General features: G+C 37.5%; 15 protein-coding genes. 8 read left to right on the top strand and 7 right to left on the bottom strand.

All coding sequences use genetic code 11. The annotated features are described in order from the left end of the window. Positions 1-10 precede the first annotated feature (10 nt). The 5 genes from R3F25_07755 to R3F25_07735 form a co-directional block, all read right to left on the bottom strand. The gene (locus R3F25_07755) at positions 11-649 is read right to left on the bottom strand and encodes an energy transducer TonB (GenBank protein ID MEZ5496710.1); all 639 of its coding nucleotides are present in this window, start codon (positions 647-649) and stop codon (positions 11-13) included. An 18-nt stretch (positions 650-667) separates the two neighbouring features. Further along, positions 668-1069 (bottom strand): biopolymer transporter ExbD, encoded by a 402-nt coding sequence (locus tag R3F25_07750; protein ID MEZ5496709.1) that lies wholly within the window; start codon positions 1067-1069, stop codon positions 668-670. 81 nt (positions 1070-1150) lie between these two features. Further along, positions 1151-1678: a MotA/TolQ/ExbB proton channel family protein gene (locus R3F25_07745; protein ID MEZ5496708.1), complete on the bottom strand. Its 528-nt coding sequence runs from the start codon at positions 1676-1678 to the stop codon at positions 1151-1153. Position 1679: 1 nt separating this feature from the next. Beyond that, positions 1680-3020 carry a MotA/TolQ/ExbB proton channel family protein gene (locus R3F25_07740; GenBank protein ID MEZ5496707.1) on the bottom strand — a complete coding sequence of 447 codons (1341 nt, stop codon included), beginning with the start codon at positions 3018-3020 and terminating at the stop codon, positions 1680-1682. A 17-nt stretch (positions 3021-3037) separates the two neighbouring features. Continuing rightward, positions 3038-3793: a DUF3450 domain-containing protein gene (locus R3F25_07735; GenBank protein ID MEZ5496706.1), complete on the bottom strand. Its 756-nt coding sequence runs from the start codon at positions 3791-3793 to the stop codon at positions 3038-3040. Positions 3794-4075: 282 nt separating this feature from the next. Here R3F25_07735 and R3F25_07730 point away from each other — a divergent pair, with 282 nt between their 5' ends. Beyond that, complete coding sequence (locus R3F25_07730) at positions 4076-4486, top strand: RDD family protein (GenBank protein ID MEZ5496705.1); 411 nt, start codon at positions 4076-4078, stop codon at positions 4484-4486. Position 4487: 1 nt separating this feature from the next. On the opposite strand, the gene lptG is transcribed toward R3F25_07730, so the two are convergent. After that, a complete protein-coding gene (lptG, locus tag R3F25_07725; GenBank protein ID MEZ5496704.1) occupies positions 4488-5585 on the bottom strand; it encodes an LPS export ABC transporter permease LptG in 1098 nt (365 codons plus the stop codon). Beyond that, positions 5585-6649 (bottom strand): LPS export ABC transporter permease LptF, encoded by a 1065-nt coding sequence (gene lptF, locus R3F25_07720; protein ID MEZ5496703.1) that lies wholly within the window; start codon positions 6647-6649, stop codon positions 5585-5587. The genes lptG and lptF overlap by 1 nt, the downstream gene beginning before the upstream one ends. Before the next feature lie 135 nt (positions 6650-6784). On the opposite strand from lptF, the gene R3F25_07715 reads away from it, so the two are divergent. The 7 genes from R3F25_07715 to R3F25_07685 all read left to right on the top strand — a co-directional run bounded on the left by R3F25_07715 (position 6785) and on the right by R3F25_07685 (position 16343). Next, a complete protein-coding gene (locus tag R3F25_07715) occupies positions 6785-8251 on the top strand; it encodes a leucyl aminopeptidase (GenBank protein ID MEZ5496702.1) in 1467 nt (488 codons plus the stop codon). A gap of 46 nt (positions 8252-8297) precedes the next feature. Next, positions 8298-8675, top strand: coding sequence for a GxxExxY protein (locus R3F25_07710; protein MEZ5496701.1), 378 nt, complete (start codon positions 8298-8300; stop codon positions 8673-8675). Positions 8676-8743: 68 nt separating this feature from the next. Beyond that, a complete protein-coding gene (locus R3F25_07705) occupies positions 8744-11509 on the top strand; it encodes a valine--tRNA ligase (protein ID MEZ5496700.1) in 2766 nt (921 codons plus the stop codon). Positions 11510-11641: 132 nt separating this feature from the next. Then, positions 11642-13957: a DUF1631 domain-containing protein gene (locus R3F25_07700; protein ID MEZ5496699.1), complete on the top strand. Its 2316-nt coding sequence runs from the start codon at positions 11642-11644 to the stop codon at positions 13955-13957. A gap of 259 nt (positions 13958-14216) precedes the next feature. Then, on the top strand, positions 14217-15179 hold the full coding sequence (locus R3F25_07695) for an IS30 family transposase (GenBank protein ID MEZ5496698.1): 963 nt from the start codon (positions 14217-14219) through the stop codon (positions 15177-15179). Positions 15180-15209: 30 nt separating this feature from the next. Beyond that, positions 15210-15578 (top strand): roadblock/LC7 domain-containing protein, encoded by a 369-nt coding sequence (locus R3F25_07690; protein MEZ5496697.1) that lies wholly within the window; start codon positions 15210-15212, stop codon positions 15576-15578. 21 nt (positions 15579-15599) lie between these two features. Continuing rightward, positions 15600-16343 carry a PhnD/SsuA/transferrin family substrate-binding protein gene (locus tag R3F25_07685; protein MEZ5496696.1) on the top strand — a complete coding sequence of 248 codons (744 nt, stop codon included), beginning with the start codon at positions 15600-15602 and terminating at the stop codon, positions 16341-16343. The last annotated feature ends 82 nt before the right edge of the window (positions 16344-16425 follow it).

Here is a 16425-nt window from a genome sequence, read left to right as displayed (position 1 = left end):
TTTCTTCTAATTAATCTTTAGCCAGTCTAAATTCAATTCTTTGTGTCGCAATCTGAGTCGCAGCTTTCCCATCAACAACCTTGGGTTTAAACTTATATCTTAATATAGCTTTCAATGCTTCACGATCGAAAATTCGTCTAGGTTCAGAGTCCACCACTCTAGGATTCACCACGGTACCAATTTCCGTAATTGTAAACTCAATATCTACCCAACCTTCAATTTTCGCAATAAGTGCCTTACGAGGATAAATTGGAGCGATAGTCACAACAGGAATAATTCCACCTTCCTGATTCATATCAACACCTGAGCCCATTGGTCCCAAATAAGGGCCATCTCCACCAACACCCAGATTCAACGAAGGTATATTTGGTGTAGGCATATTATTTGTCACCGACTGATTTTGCTGTACATTCATCTTTGGTGGAGGAGGTGGCTCCTTCGGTGGAGGAGGTTTCTTCGGAATTCTACGTTGTTTCTGATTGACTTCATCATCAACTTTGACCGGTGAAAAATCAATAGAAATCTGATCCTTATCATCCGGTTTAGCATTCTTTGAACTATTCACCAGAAAGTGCATTCCAATAAACAAAAAGAATGTTATTACCACTGATGGGATAATTGATGTACTACTTCTGACAAAACTACTCATATCTTAAACTCTTGTCAACTATTCCGTTTTTGTTGCTGCAATCGAAATTTTTTCAACTTTTGCAGCTTTGATTTGATCCATCACTGTTACTAAATCACCAGTTCTTGACCCTTTATCAGCGATAATAACTGCTGATCCCTCAGGGTTCTCAGAATGCATTTTTTCAACAACAGCTCGAACGGCACGGATATCAACTTCACGTTTGTTAATCCAAATTTGTCCATTATCTTTTATTGCAATCAATATATTTCCTTTTTCAACTTTTTGAGCTGTTGATGCTTGAGGACGATTGACTGAAACCCCTGTTTCTTTTACAAATGATGTTGTAACAATAAAAAATATAAGCATGATGAAAACCACGTCCAGCATCGGAGTGATATTAATTTCAGCTTCATCTTCATGAAAATGTCTGCGTCTCATAAATTTTATGACCTCTTTAAGTGTGCCGGCACGATTTTATTATAATGTGACAGCAATTATTTATCTCAGTTCAATACAAGTTTAACCTTGGTGCATTGAATCTTCTAAATGTTCGGTTTCTTTTCTTGTTTTTTGTCTAAAAAATGTCGTGAAGAAAACTCCTGAAAGCGCAGCAATCATTCCTGCCATTGTTGGTATCGTCGCCTTTGCTACACCACTAGCCATCGCTCTAGCGTTTGACGTTCCTTCCATCGCCATAATATCGAATACGTTAAGCATTCCATAAACGGTTCCAAACAAACCCAGTAACGGACTAATCGCCACTAACGCATCAAGAAAACCAAGGCCGGAACGTAAATTGACATTCGCTTCCGATACCATTTGCTCGCGAATCCTCCGCGCATACCAACTGGATCTGTCACTCCTTGCATCCCAGTCACTTAGAATTTGTTTTCTTAGTTTTGGAAATGTGATTGAATAGAACCACATTCTTTCAACAATCATCAACCACATGAAAAACAAAACTGCCATGATGGCCCATAGTACAGGGCCACCCATGTCAATAAAGTCGAGAATTTTATACCAGTTTTGTTGTAACTGATAAAACATTTTACTTCTCCGCTAATCTGGCAATAATGCCCGCACTTTGCTCTTCAAGAACTTGTGTTTGTTTTCTAGCCATTGATTGCAATACTGAGTGCAAGATAGTCAACGGAATCGCCACTACCAAGCCAAGAACAGTTGTAACCAATGCTTGTGAGATACCGCCCGCCATCGCTTTAGGATCCCCGGTTCCAAACAACGTAATCATTTGGAATGTTGCAATCATACCAACAACCGTACCTAACAGACCTAATAATGGAGCAATAACATACATCACCTTAATGAATGACAAGCCACTCTCAAGAGGAGCTGTCTCACGCAATATGGCTTCATCCATTTTAAGCTCCATAGTTTCAACATCTGCATCCGGATTGTCAGAATAAACATGCATAATTCTTCCCAGAGCGTTGTTTGAACTTGGTGTTTTGCTCTTAAGTTGTTTTTTGATTTTAGATCCGGAAACATACAAACTGATGAATTTCCACAAAGCCAACAGCAATCCAAAAACACCCAATCCGATAATTACATAACCAACTTCTTTACCTTGTTCCACTTTTTCTTTCAAACTTGGAGTTTGGACAACCATTTGTAAAATTGTACCTTTGGTATAGTCAATAGGAGCATTTACCATTGTACCAGGGGCTGCATTGACAAAGCTGTTTGCCATTTGCTTATATTTCCCACTTGGTTGTTTTGAAAGTTTATATAAAACACCTTTATTTGACAAACCATCTGGATTCCATGTTAAGAAGTTGCCACTTGCATCAAATGCATTGAATGCACCTAAACGAATCACACTGACATTCTCTTCGATGTCGCCTTCAGAGTTCAGAACCGGTGCAGAAAACTTAACAATCTTAGCCTGCTCAGAAATTTCTCTGGTCATTTCAAACCATAATTTTTTCAAATCATCAATGGTCGGCAACTCTTTCTTAGCTGCCAACTCAGATAGAAACTCATCTCTTCCAGTGATTTCTGCACTTGTCAAAGAGTTTTGTACACGACTTCTCAAATCACCGGACAGAATTTTAACCGTCCCTTGCATTTCACCTAAATTACCTGATCTCTCATGTAAAATTGTTTCTAATTCTGCGAGAGATTTTTCATTAGCATCAAACTCAGTTTTAAGCTCATCGGATTTTTTCTCTAAAGCTCGTAAAGTCGCTTCAGCTTCGCTCAACAATCTTTGTTGCTGATCTCTTTTGCTTTTGAATTCTGCCAAACGTTGCTTGTTTTCAGCTGAACTTTCAGTTGCTGATTTTCTAACTGCCTCAACCAATTCCGGCAAAGTCATCGCTGATGCAACGCTAGTTAAACCTACTAAAAATAATAATACAGTTTTTTTCATAAATTTAGTTTTCATTTTTATTGCCCTCCTGCGTTATCAGCAGCAAAAACAGGCAGACCTGTTAAATCAGGAGAAGCTTGTTTCTTTGCAATACGAATAGCCTCTTTAATTTCAGCATTGTATCGCTTGTCCAACTCTTCAAACTGACCTGTTGAGGAATTCCACCAACCGGAAACCTCTTGATTCAGAGTTTGATAAATCAAAGTAGTTCTACCAACTCTTAAAAAATCAACCTCTTTACCGTTTGGCAACGCATCCTGATATGACTCAACTGTCGAACCGTAATCTAACTCTATTCCATATGCTTCAGTTACTTTGCGATAAAGTTCAGAAGTGGTATATGCCTGCGATCCAATCATGCCTTCCAGCTCAGCAACTCTATCAAGCCTCTCTTCCTTTAAAAAAGGAATATCTGCTTCAACAAGCTGACCTAGCGAATCAATCATTTCAATAATCATTGGAACAACACCTCTGTTAGTTTGCTCCAAGCTAGTCATTTGCTGTTCAATCGAGACAATCTGAGCTCTTTGATCATTTACAACTGCTTCCAATTGTTTATTGTATTCTCTTAAACTTTCAATTTCATTGAGAACATTTCTATATTTTGCTGTCAACTCGTCGGTTTGATCGTTCAAACTGTCGATTCTTGTTTGTGTTGCTGCTGATGCATTATTTGTATCAACAACAACTTGAACAGCTGTGTTTAATTGTTGCTGTGCGTTTACGACAATTGAGACAAGAGTCAAAAGCAACAACGTTACAATTTTACTCATCGTTTGTTTGTTTATGCTTTGGTTTAACATACCGTGTTTTCACTCTATTTTTGATTTATAGACAATCAGATGCAATTGATAAATTCGGAAAAAACTTATCAGATATTCACCTGCACTCGATTTCAAGATTGCTAAGAATACAGTTCTTTGATTCAAAAGAAAAGGATTTATTCAACGATTTTTTGATTTTCTTGAATTTTTTTGATACCAAATTTTGTCGTTTTTTACACTTTTTTTTATTTGAAAAGCTATAATGCAAGTCCTTTTTATTCGGCAAAATTAATGACAAAACCTCCTGTCTGGAAGCACTTCGCTGCTTTCTTATATGATCTTTTCCCGGTAATAGGGATTTTACTACTGACTTCATTTATTGTTTTGATGATAAGGAACGGACAACAGGTGGAAAGACACACCTTATGGTTTTCCGCACTTGTTACTTTTGAAATTGCAATTTATTACATTTATTCATGGAAAAAAGGTGGACAAACTCTCGGAATGAGAGCCTGGAAGATGAAGATACAATCTGCGTCAAATGAAAATCACACCATTAATTGGAATCAGGCAATTATCAGATTCATTGTTGGTGTGGTCTCTACGTTATTATTAGGCCTGGGGGTTTTCTGGAAGCTTTCTCCGAAATCAACATGGATGGACTTGATTACTCAGACAAATACCGTGGTTTCTGAAGTTTAATTTATTTTTGGTTTTGAGTTTTCAAATACAACAAAACCATAATTAATATAAGAGACTGAGGTGCCACGGTCACTAAAGTTGGATGCACATTATAAACCTCACCAATATTCAACAATGTTCTGTGGCTTAAGTCCAAAACCACTCCAAGCAATATACCAGTCAATAGTCTTTGTCCAAATCCTCCGGCTCGCATTAAACCAAACAAAAAAGGCAACGCCGTCAAGGCCGTGGAGATAACCACCAATGGATAAAAAAACTTGGACCACAGAGCAATTTCATAATTTGCAGGAATTTTATTTTCTTCAACATGGAATTTTTTGAACTTTAGAATATCTCTGATGCTTAGGTTCTTAGGGCGAGAATGAGTAATACTAAGAATTTCCGGTTCAATCCTCGAGGGCCAGGTTAACTTTTCATATTTCTTGGTTTCAACTCCCAGTTCAACAAATTCCGTGACCTCAATATCAAAAAGCTCCCAACTTCCTTGCTTGTGAATTGCCTGTTTGGCCTTTGAAACTTTCTCAACTTGAAGACTTTCATCAAGTTCATACACAGTCACATCATTCATAACAATGTCTTTGTTTCTAATATCATAAGTATTCCCGGTTGGAACCGCATTAAAAATGACATTGTTATCACGAATCCAAACGCCTGTATTTGCACCAAGGCCAATATTTTTACTTATAGTTGTCGAACGATAGGATTCCGCTAACAATTTAGCATCAGCAGCAACAAATTCCCCAAGCAGCGATATTGGCACGAGCCAAGCCACTAATGTTACAATTGTTATTGAAGCTAATTTTAACTTACTGATACCGATCGACTGGACAATAACCAGCTCTGAGTTCGCAGACAAAAGACCCAGCCCGAGCATGACTCCAACAACAGCACTCACCGGGAACACATTATATATACTGCTTGGGATTACCAATAAGGTGTAATAAAACGCACTTCCAACTGTAAAATCGCCTTTTCCAACCTGATTGACCTGCTGAATAAAACTGATGAGAACATCAAGAGTCAGGAACATTAAGGCCGCCATCAGTATTCCCATACTAATTGACTTGAATAAATATCTGTTTAAAACTCCCGGATACATTATTTCAACTCGTCGACCTTATTAATCCTTCGCAAACCATACATTATGAAAATAATATGCACCCACCATCCGCCTATCCAACCCGGAATTTTTCCTTGAGCGATCATCGAAAAAGAGATTGCCAGAAGATACGAATAACATATATAAATCAACAAACCCAAAACCAAACTGGTATATTTTGCATCTCGAGGAGAAGTTTTTGAAATTGAAACTGCTAACATCAAAAGCACAACAGCAGCAATCGCACTTGACAACCTTTTATGAAATTCAGCTTTTTCAGTTAAATCAGTGGAATTAAACAACTCAAAAGTGCTTTTGCCCTTCTCATCAATATTCACCGATTTACCTTCCAGCTTTGGTAGCTTGATGTCATTTCTCTCAAAACGCATCAAATTGTATTTTTTCTTTCCCGGAACCCCTTCATTTCTAAAGCCGTTAAATAAAGAAATGTATCTTTCGCCATTTTCTTCATCTTCATATTGATAACCATATTCCGCAGTTAAAGTATCGACACGATCATCATGAGTCACATTAACAAATATGTTTTCCAGGCGCTTTTCTTCCGTGTTGATTTTACTGACATAAATGACCGAGTTGCTACCAGATAATTCCTGGAAAACACCTTCCTTCAGACCCATCAACGAAATGTCTTTACTGGCTGCTCGTGTTAATCTTTCTGAAGTTTGCGAAGCAAGTGGTAAAATGACCGTAGAAATGATTAATAGAAATATAAAAAAGAACACTATTTGTGGCAAATACATTCGCAAAATATGACTTGTTGAAACTCCGGAAGCATGATACATCACCAATTCCTGATTTCGGTACATCTGTCCAAGCTTTGCTAAAACTGCCAGATAAAGAGATAAAGGCAAAAGAATGGTTAAGCTGTCAATTGTCCGCAAACCGAGCTCAATATAAAGCATAGAGGTCGGCAATGCACCTCTTGCCACAGCACGGAGAGACTCAGCGAACAACTGCCCGATACTGAAAATCAGCAAAACAATCAGAATTGCCAAAAATGCTCTGAATGTTTCTTTCCTTAAATATCCGGCTAGAATCTGCACTTATTTTCTCGTAAAGGGTTCACTATTTACTGGCACATGCTCTGTTAGTTGTTTAAAATGCACCGTTTATAAAACATTTCGCATAAAATTTCAGGTGGAATATTATCACACACTGAAACAATATTGGAGAAACACATGAAAATCACATCATCATTAACGAAGCCTTCCCAATCAACGACTGATGCTATTATTGCGGCTGTCTATTCTGATAAAAAACTGGATGATATCACCCAAGAAATAGACTCCATGGTATCAGGTAAAGTTTCACAGCTTTTAAAAAGCGGTGATTTTAAAGGCAATAGTGGAGAAGTGTTAACATTATTTACTGATAGTAACAAAAGAGTTGTTATTGTTGGCCTAGGTAAAAAAGACAAATGTGATTTAGGAGTTCTACAATCTGCCGCTTCCAGCGCAGTTAAAAGCCTGGTGAGCACTCCGGCAAAATCTGTCCAAAATTACATGACCGCCATTGATTTTGGCAAATTAGACAAAGAAATGGCTTGCAAAATTATTGCTATATCAGCAGCAAATACCACTTACCGCTATGAATCAACCAAGCATTTTGAAAAAGATAATAAACACAGCTTAGATTCAATGGATTTTTATGCCGATGAATCTCAAGAAAAAACCATACAACAAGCAAGCGCCATTGCCAAAGGCATTTCAACAACCAGACAACTTGGAAACCTTCCTCCAAATATTTGTAACCCCAATTATCTTGCGAAAAAGGCTAAAAAAATCAGCAAAAAATATGACAACTGCTCATTGACGATTCTTGACCATAAGGAAATGGAAACATTAGGTATGAATGCTTTGCTTGCTGTTGGGCAAGGTTCAAGCAACAAACCAAAGATGATTGTTTTAAAATACAATGGAGCGAAAAAAGAACAAAAGCCTCATATTTTAGTTGGTAAAGGAATCACATTTGATACCGGCGGCATTTCATTAAAACCGGGATTAAACATGGATGAAATGAAATATGACATGTGTGGGGCTGCAACCGTGATTGGAACATTTGTTGCGGTTGCTAAAATGCAGTTGCCAATCAATTTAATCAGCATCGTTCCTGCTGTTGAAAACATGCCTGATGGCAATGCATACAGACCAGGCGATGTGGTTAAGAGTTATTCAGGAAAAACAATTGAAGTTCTGAATACTGACGCAGAAGGCCGTTTAATTTTATGCGATGCTTTGACTTATGCTCAGGAATTTGAACCTCAGGTATTAATTGATTTAGCAACATTAACCGGAGCGTGTATTGTTGCACTTGGTCATGTGGCATCAGCTGTCATGAGTAAAAAAGATCAGCTTCCGACTGATTTATTAAAAGCAGGAGAGCAAATTCATGACCGTGCATGGCAACTTCCTTTATGGGATGACTATCAAAAACAACTGGATACATCTTTTGCCGATATGCAAAACATTGGAGGATTCCCTGCGGGAACCATCACAGCCGGATGCTTCCTCAGTCGTTTCACTGAAGAAGCCAACTGGGCGCATATTGACATCGCAGGAACAGCCTGGAACAACAAAAAAGAAGGTGCAACCGGGCGCCCTGTTGCCATGATGGTTCAATATTTGATAAACGAATCTTCAAAATAAGCTTAAAAGGAACACTGAGATACACAGAGTTGCACGGAGGCATTTAATGATTTATCAAAAACTAACAAGTCAAATAATTTCTTGTGCTATTGAAGTACACAAGCAATTGGGACCTGGCTTGTTAGAGTCTGCGTATCAGGAATGTATGCTATATGAGTTAGTTAAATCTGAGCTAAAAGTTGAAAAAGAAACACCTGTACCAATCACCTACAAGGAAATAAAACTAAACCAAGGCTACAGAATAGACCTATTGGTTGAAGGAATAATAGTAGTTGAATTAAAATCAGTGGATAAACTAACAGATATACATAAGTCTCAACTCTTGACATATTTAAAATTGGGCAAATTCAAGCTAGGATTATTGATTAACTTCAATGTTCCAATTTTAAAAAATGGTATTAAAAGATTAATAAATGATAAATAAAAAACTCCGCGTAACTCTGTGTCTCCTCCGTGTTTCTCTGTGTTACTAATAATTCAAATATATAAGTTATGATAAACAAATACGATCCTAAAACAATTGAAAGCAAATGGTATAACATCTGGGAAAGTGCCGGATACTTTTCACCCAAAGGAAGAGGAAAGAAAGCTGACGAAACTTTCTGCATCATGCTTCCTCCGCCCAATGTAACCGGTTCCTTACACATGGGGCACGCATTTCAAGATACCATTATGGATGCATTAATCCGATATAACCGCATGCAAGGCAAAAAAACTTTGTGGCAATGCGGAACGGATCATGCCGGAATTGCTACTCAAATGGTCGTTGAAAGACAACTTTTAGAACAAGGTGTCAAAAGAACCGACCTGGGTCGAGAAAAGTTCCTGGAAAAAGTTTGGGAGTGGAAAGAGCATTCCAGCGGCACGATTCAAGGTCAAATTCGCCGTTTGGGCGCATCTGTTGATTGGGAAACCGAACGCTTTACCATGGATGACGGCTTGTCTGATGCTGTTCAAAAGCAGTTCATTCAACTGTATGAAGAAGGTCTGATTTATCGTGGTAAAAGACTAGTCAATTGGGACCCGGTTTTGCAAACGGCTCTTTCTGACCTTGAAGTCGAAAACAAAGAAGAAGACGGTTTTCTCTGGCATCTCAAATATCCAAGAACTGATGGTAAGGGTTTTGTCATTGTCGCAACCACACGCCCTGAAACCATGCTGGGCGATACCGCTATCGCAGTTCATCCTGATGATGAAAGATATTCAGACTTAGTTGGAAAAACCATCGACTTGCCATTAGCCGGTAGAAAAATTCCTGTAATCGCTGATGATTATGTAGACATGGAATTCGGAACCGGATGTGTGAAAATCACTCCTGCTCACGACTTTAATGATGCGGAAATCGGCAAACGCCATAATCTGGAAATCATCAATGTTCTAACAGATGATGCCAGAATCAATGATGAAATGCCGGAAAAATATCATGGTATGGATCGTTTCGATGCGCGTAAACAAATTGTCGCCGATTTTGAAGAGCTGGGTTTGCTTGAAAAAATCGAACCTCATAAACTGATGGTTCCTCGTGGAGATCGCTCACATTCTGTGGTTGAACCTTATCTCACAGACCAATGGTATGTCAAAGTCGAAACCATGGCAAAACGGGCTTTGGATGCCGTCAAAGATGGTGAAATTCAGTTTGTTCCGGAAAACTGGGACAAAACCTATTATCAGTGGATGGAAAATATTGAAGACTGGTGTATTTCCCGTCAGTTGTGGTGGGGACATCGTGTTCCTGCCTGGTATGATGATGAAGGCAATATTTATGTTGCAGAAGACGAGCAAGCAGTTCGTGAAAAGTACAATTTATCTGATGATTTGCAACTCAAACAAGATGAAGACGTCTTCGACACTTGGTTTTCATCCAACCTGTGGCCTTTTTCAACCTTGGGATGGCCCGAACAAACGGATCGATTAAAAGAATTCTATCCCACTCAGGTATTAGTCACCGGATTTGACATTATTTTCTTTTGGGTCGCTCGTATGATTATGGCGGGTTGCAAATTCATGGATAAGATTCCGTTTGAAACAGTATATATTCATGGATTGATTAATGACTCACATGGACAAAAAATGTCCAAGTCCAAAGGCAATGTACTTGATCCAATTGATATTATTGATGGTATCGATTTGGAATCGTTGGTGAAAAAGCGCACCACCGGGCTGATGCAACCACAATTAGCTCCCAAAATCGAAAAAGCCACTCGTAAGGAATTTCCTGATGGCATCAAACCCAATGGTTGTGATGCTTTGAGGTTTACTTTTGCAGCAATTGCCACCAATGGCAGACATCTGCGTTTTGACATGAACCGCCTGGAAAGTTACCGGAATTTCGCCAACAAAATATTCAATGCATCACGTTTTGTATTTATGAATACCGAAGATTTTGAGTTAAATTCCGACAACTGGAAGCCGGATTCAATCGCCGAATTGTGGATTTTGACACGCTTACAACAAAGAACTGAAGAGTTCAGAAAGCACTTGGATGGATTCCGTCTCGATTTGGCAGCTCAGTGTATTTACGATTTTATCTGGAATGAATACTGCGACTGGTTTGTGGAACTGGCAAAACCACTTCTCAAGCAAGATGAAAAGACTAAATATAATGTTCAACACTCCTTGTTATATGTGCTGGATCAGGCGTTGCGATTATTACACCCTTTGATGCCGTTTATTACCGAAGAAATCTGGCAAGAGCTAAAAACCAAGCTGCAACTGCCTGATGAAAGTATTATGATTTCTGCTTTCCCTGAATTTGATGAGAGTCTAGTCTTTGAAAAAGCGGCCAATGATATGCAATGGTTGCAATCTATTGTTCTGGGAATTCGTCAAATTCGTGGTGAGATGAACATCTCTCCAAGAAAGCCTTTGTCTATTATTCTGGAAAATGCTTCTCCTCAGGATTTGGAAATTCTAAATTCCAACGAAGAATTACTAAAAACCATGGCTGTACTCGAAAATATCACAGTTCTTGGAAATGATGAACAAGCTCCGGAATCCGCAGTGGCTCTGGTTGGTGAAATGAAAATTAATATTCCAATGGCTGGGTTGATTGATGTGGAAGCTGAAATTACTCGTATCAACAAATTGATAGAAACAGCAAACAAGGAAATCACCAGAGCGAATAGCAAACTGAGCAATGAGAAGTTTGTCAACTCCGCACCTCATGCCGTCGTTGAGAAAGAAAAGATTACTCTCTCTGAAAACAAACATATGTTAAAAGAACTTAATGAACAATTACTCAAACTGAACAATATTTAATAACGAATTAGTCACTTTTTTATATCTAGTTCCTATCACTACTTCTTATGATTGTGTGAAGTGTCCCACATATTTTTTGCTTAGTTTTGCATTAGAATGACCTAGTTAATTCAATTCAATATGGCATAAGAAGTGAAAAAAGTGGCAGAATCTGACTCTTCAAATAACATATTAAATATATCTTCAAAACTGAAGAAAAAAATCAGTGAGGGGCGTATACTACCAAAAATATATGAATTGCTTATCTCAGGTCTAAAACCAACAATCCTCTCTTATTATGACCATCTTGATGATGCTTTGTTTAATATGGCTGAGAAAGCAGAAAGTAATGAATTACAGTCTGACTACTTTTCTGCAATGAAAGAAATCAGAAAGAAAAAAGATTTGATGTTAAGGAAGTTTACCGATAGGATTCAAACTGTTTTTAATAAGTTTAATAACTCGGATTACAAGTTCTTCCCAGGAACAAATGACACAACAGCAACTGATAGCTCCAATATCAAATTGTCATTGATTGATGAGCATGAACTAGATTATAAACTCGCTATTTCGAATATGGTCGGGAAAGCCGATACACACCTGCATCAACAATTGTATGCTTTTCAAAAACGATTTTCACTATTAGCTGGAGGGAAGGAGTTAAAGAACGACCAAATACCAGTATCTCCTTTTGTTATCGTCGAATCTTTTGCTAGAACGCTTGAACATCTTGTTGTTACCGGGACTGTTGAATTGATTATTTTGAAGTTATTTGAGAGGAATCTGATTCCTAATCTCATTGAACTCTATCATAAAATTAATAGCTATCTGATTGAGCAAGGGATTCTCCCTAGTTTAAAGTTCCAGCCATTGCCTGAAGCAGCCAATCGACTAAACTCAGCAAGTGCGAACTCAAATAGAGAGATAAAGAAAGAGCAACCATCTCTCACTAACAATGATCATAGGCTGAATTACAATCAAAACAATCAGGTTCCAGGAGAATACTACGATGAAAACTATCAATTAATATTTGATGCATTTAGACAAATGCAAAATCAAGATATGATTTCTTCGCCAAATACATATGGCAGCAGAGTTGATTTTCCTGTGTATGATGCTCCGAAAATAAATAAGGCACTTTTAGCACTAAGAAACATTGAAATCAATTCAGGTGATTCCCTACAACCCATATTCAGTCCAACTGAACTTAAAAATGCCCTGTTGAAACAACTAGAGCACTCTGCATCAGGAAAAGAGACAAAACGGGTAAAGCAGCAAGATGAAGATACTATTGATTTAGTCGGAATGCTATTTCAGTTTTTGGTTGATGACAGAAATTTACCAGATAAAATTCAGGCTCTACTTGCGAAGCTACAAATTCCCTATTTGCATATAGCATTACAAGATCGCAGGATATTTTCAAATAAAGAAAATAGTGCTAGAAAGTTATTGGATAATCTGGCTCAAGCTGCTATTGGTTGGAATGAAAAAAATGACAAAAAAGGGAAATTTATCAACAAAATCAAGCAAATCGTTTATGTAATTCTAAATTCTGATTATAACGACATTGATTTCTCGGGTTTAATAGATGATTTCCAAAAATTCTTCAATAAAGAACAAAAGCGCGTTTATGTCTCCGAAAAAAGAACCTCCGAAAAAGCATTAGCACAAGACAAGATATTAAAAGCCAAAGAAGCGACAGCTCAGATACTGCAATCAAGAATGAAAAAATTCTATCTACCAAAAAATATAACAGAAATATTATTAAATTCTTGGGCAAGCGTGCTGACTCTCATTCATTTAAGACATAAAGATAAACCAGAAATAATTGATAAATATATTAAATTCGTAGATAAATTGATATTCGCTTCAGTGCAAAACAAAAAAGTTAATGCGACTCCCACACAAATAAAAAATGTCATCAATCATTACTGCGAAGGCCTAAAATTAGTTGCGTATGATGAACCTGGAATCAAGAAAAAAGGACTCGAACTGTATGAACAACTGCTTGAAATTAATGATTTAAAAGCGATAGATCGTAAGTTTGAACATGAATACATTCACGCAGTCAAATTATTTGAAGAGATTGATGAAAATGCAGAAAAACCTGATATATTCAACTATCTTACTGACAATCAGATTCAAAACAAATCAGATACTGAAATAAAACATATTGAAGACTCCTATCTTGATACAGCCAAAAGACTTAAACCGGGCGATTGGGTAGAATTTGCTACCGAACAAAAAAATAAACTCGTTAGAGCCAAATTGTCATGGATTAGTCCCATAACACACAAATTGCTGTTTGTAGATTCAAAGGGCATCAAAGTCTCCGATAAAAGCCTTAATGAGGTTGCACTAAACTTCAGACAAAAGACAGCAATTATAATAGAGCAAAAACCCATATTTGACAGAGCAATGATAGCAATTGCAAAAAAGGTTACAACTAAATGCAATCAAGTAAACTAGAAACATTTTACTCTATCCGTTACTTTTATCTTCCTTCAACACTCTTATTATCACTCATAAAAAACTATTACGCTTTATATAGAACCATGTAACATATTTTAACAGTTTAATTAATTATCATTCTTGTTATTATTGTGTTTTTACATAGAATAAAGTCCGCTGGATTCAACAACGAAGTGCAACAAAATTTTTATCGAAGTTGAAAAGTAAGATGTGATGTGTTGCACTTGCAGTTGAACTTCCCAAAAAGAGATTGCAAATGTCACACTATTCACATCTTACTGAAGCAGAAAGATATCAGATATCAGCTCTGCTGAAAACTAATTGTAGCAAAACTGAAATAGCAAACATCCTAAATCGTCATAAAAGCACTGTAATTCGTGAAATTAAACGCAATACCGGACTTCGAGGATACAGACCCAAGCAAGCCAATGAATTTGCGGTTAAACGGAAATCTGATAATGCCAATAAAATAACCGACTTTTGCTGGGCTTATGTCACTTACTTGTTAAAGAAGAAATTCTCCCCCGAACAAATCAATGGTCGTTTAAAACTCGATGGTTGGGATGGTGTACCCAGCATCGAAAGAATCTATCAATTCATTTATGCTAACAAAGAGAACAAAGCCTTATTGCTTAAACACCTGAGATGCCAAAAACAAAGAAGAAAACGATACAACTCCGGCCAAACCAGACGTGGAAAGATAAGCAACCGCGTAGATATTGATAAACGTCCTATGGTTGCAAATAATCGTTCACGCCTTGGAGACTATGAAGGCGATACAATTATTGGCAGCAAGCACAGAGGAGCACTACTGACTCTTGTTGACAGAAAATCACTCGAAGTCAAAATCAAACCATTGAACCGAAAACTGGCAACCGATGTCAGTCAAGCCTGTATTGAAAAGCTAAAGGATGAAATCACACATACCCTGACTTTGGATAACGGTTTGGAATTCGCAAAACACGAAATGATTAGTGATACTATCGGAATAAACATCTATTTTGCCAAACCTTATCATTCCTGGGAGAGAGGCACGAATGAAAATACTAACGGTTTAATCAGACAGTATTTCCCTAAAAACAAGACTCTTGATCAGTTATCAGAAAACGAAGTTCAGGCTGTTGAAGACGCTTTGAACAACAGACCCAGAAAAAAATTAGGCTTTTTAACTCCCCTTGAAGTAAAATCTAGAAACTGGAGTGTTGCACTTCGTTGTTGAATCCAGCTCCTTTTATATAACAACAAGAATATGAAAATAAATATTTTAGAGTCCACCTTACAAGAGTTAAATAGTTCATCACCTGATGTTGAGGCATCGGCAATTATATCTACCGACGGTTTAATTATCGCATCACAACTCCCAAATAATGTCGATGAAGATAGAGTTGGTGCTATGAGTGCAGCTATGCTTTCACTCGGTGAAAGAACAGCTCAAGAGTTGGAAAGAGGTCAATTAGAGCAAGTGCTAATTAAAGGAAAAATGGGCTATGTGCTTATGGTTAGTGCCGGAGAAGACGCTGTTCTAACTGTTCTCGCAAAGAAAGATGCCAAACTCGGACTCATATTTTTAGACGTCAAAAGAGCATCTCAAAAAATCTCAGAAACAATCCAGTCATAGTATCAAATTGAGGAGAAAAGAATGGATAGTTTAAAAATGATGGTATGCCCTCACGATACAGCCGGCGATCCAATAAAGTGGTTTCAGTTTAGTCAATACCTAAGCAAGTATGCAAATGTCAGCACTCTTTTTTATCAATGCTTAGATTTTGTCGAATTCCATAACAAAATGGAGGAAGCCGATATCATCTATGCCAATCCGCAAGACTCTCTTTCATTACAAGAAAAACACGGATTTATTCCGCTGTTACACTCCACAAACTTGTTTGATGAAATCGTTTTTATAGCCAACCAAGATGCTGACCATGGATCTCTTGAAGTTCTTAATAATCAAGAGTGTGTCAGTTGCAACAGCATGATGGTCACGCGAATTGGGATTAAAGATTTATTCAGCAAGAACATTAAGCCTAAAACTATACATTCAAAAGACAACTGGATGGCTGTTGTAAAAGCTGTTAGTCAAGGCGAAATGCCGTACGGTTTTGTTTATAAAGATTTCTATGATGGACTCAATAAAATGAGTAAAAGCCTGGTTCATAAACTTGGAGAAACTCAGGAACAAAGCATTTTCCACACCTTATTTATTAATCCAAAATATGCTGACCATAAAAACCACCTTATCCAAACACTTTCAGAGGCTCACCTCACCGAAAAAGGTAACAGCGTGTTATCAGGCGTAAATATTGAAAAATTTATCACTGTCAGCAAACTGGAGATTCTTAGATTTCGTTCATTGCTGACCTTGGGATCTGAAATTATGGAGTAATTCTCCACTGGCATATTCAAATATTTCAACAAGCTAACTCATTGGTTAGCTTTTTTTAAAAATACATTGTCACAACTTATCT

It is taken from the genome of Gammaproteobacteria bacterium, from assembly GCA_041395445.1.
In the GTDB taxonomy this organism is placed as follows: domain Bacteria; phylum Pseudomonadota; class Gammaproteobacteria; order Xanthomonadales; family Marinicellaceae; genus NORP309.
This window is presented reverse-complemented; position numbering and strand designations above follow the sequence as displayed.

Excerpts from the sequence above, each read along its gene's own strand:
- lptG (MEZ5496704.1), bottom strand. The coding sequence starts at position 5,585 with ATGTATCCGGGAGTTTTAAACAGATATTTATTCAAGTCAATTAGTATG.
- R3F25_07745 (MEZ5496708.1), bottom strand. The coding sequence starts at position 1,678 with ATGTTTTATCAGTTACAACAAAACTGGTATAAAATTCTCGACTTTATT.
- R3F25_07755 (MEZ5496710.1), bottom strand. The coding sequence starts at position 649 with ATGAGTAGTTTTGTCAGAAGTAGTACATCAATTATCCCATCAGTGGTA.
- R3F25_07695 (MEZ5496698.1), top strand. The coding sequence starts at position 14,217 with ATGTCACACTATTCACATCTTACTGAAGCAGAAAGATATCAGATATCA.
- R3F25_07735 (MEZ5496706.1), bottom strand. The coding sequence starts at position 3,793 with ATGAGTAAAATTGTAACGTTGTTGCTTTTGACTCTTGTCTCAATTGTC.
- R3F25_07710 (MEZ5496701.1), top strand. The coding sequence starts at position 8,298 with ATGATTTATCAAAAACTAACAAGTCAAATAATTTCTTGTGCTATTGAA.
- R3F25_07690 (MEZ5496697.1), top strand. The coding sequence starts at position 15,210 with ATGAAAATAAATATTTTAGAGTCCACCTTACAAGAGTTAAATAGTTCA.
- R3F25_07685 (MEZ5496696.1), top strand. The coding sequence starts at position 15,600 with ATGGATAGTTTAAAAATGATGGTATGCCCTCACGATACAGCCGGCGAT.
- R3F25_07705 (MEZ5496700.1), top strand. The coding sequence starts at position 8,744 with ATGATAAACAAATACGATCCTAAAACAATTGAAAGCAAATGGTATAAC.
- R3F25_07750 (MEZ5496709.1), bottom strand. The coding sequence starts at position 1,069 with ATGAGACGCAGACATTTTCATGAAGATGAAGCTGAAATTAATATCACT.
- R3F25_07740 (MEZ5496707.1), bottom strand. The coding sequence starts at position 3,020 with ATGAAAAAAACTGTATTATTATTTTTAGTAGGTTTAACTAGCGTTGCA.
- R3F25_07715 (MEZ5496702.1), top strand. The coding sequence starts at position 6,785 with ATGAAAATCACATCATCATTAACGAAGCCTTCCCAATCAACGACTGAT.
- R3F25_07730 (MEZ5496705.1), top strand. The coding sequence starts at position 4,076 with ATGACAAAACCTCCTGTCTGGAAGCACTTCGCTGCTTTCTTATATGAT.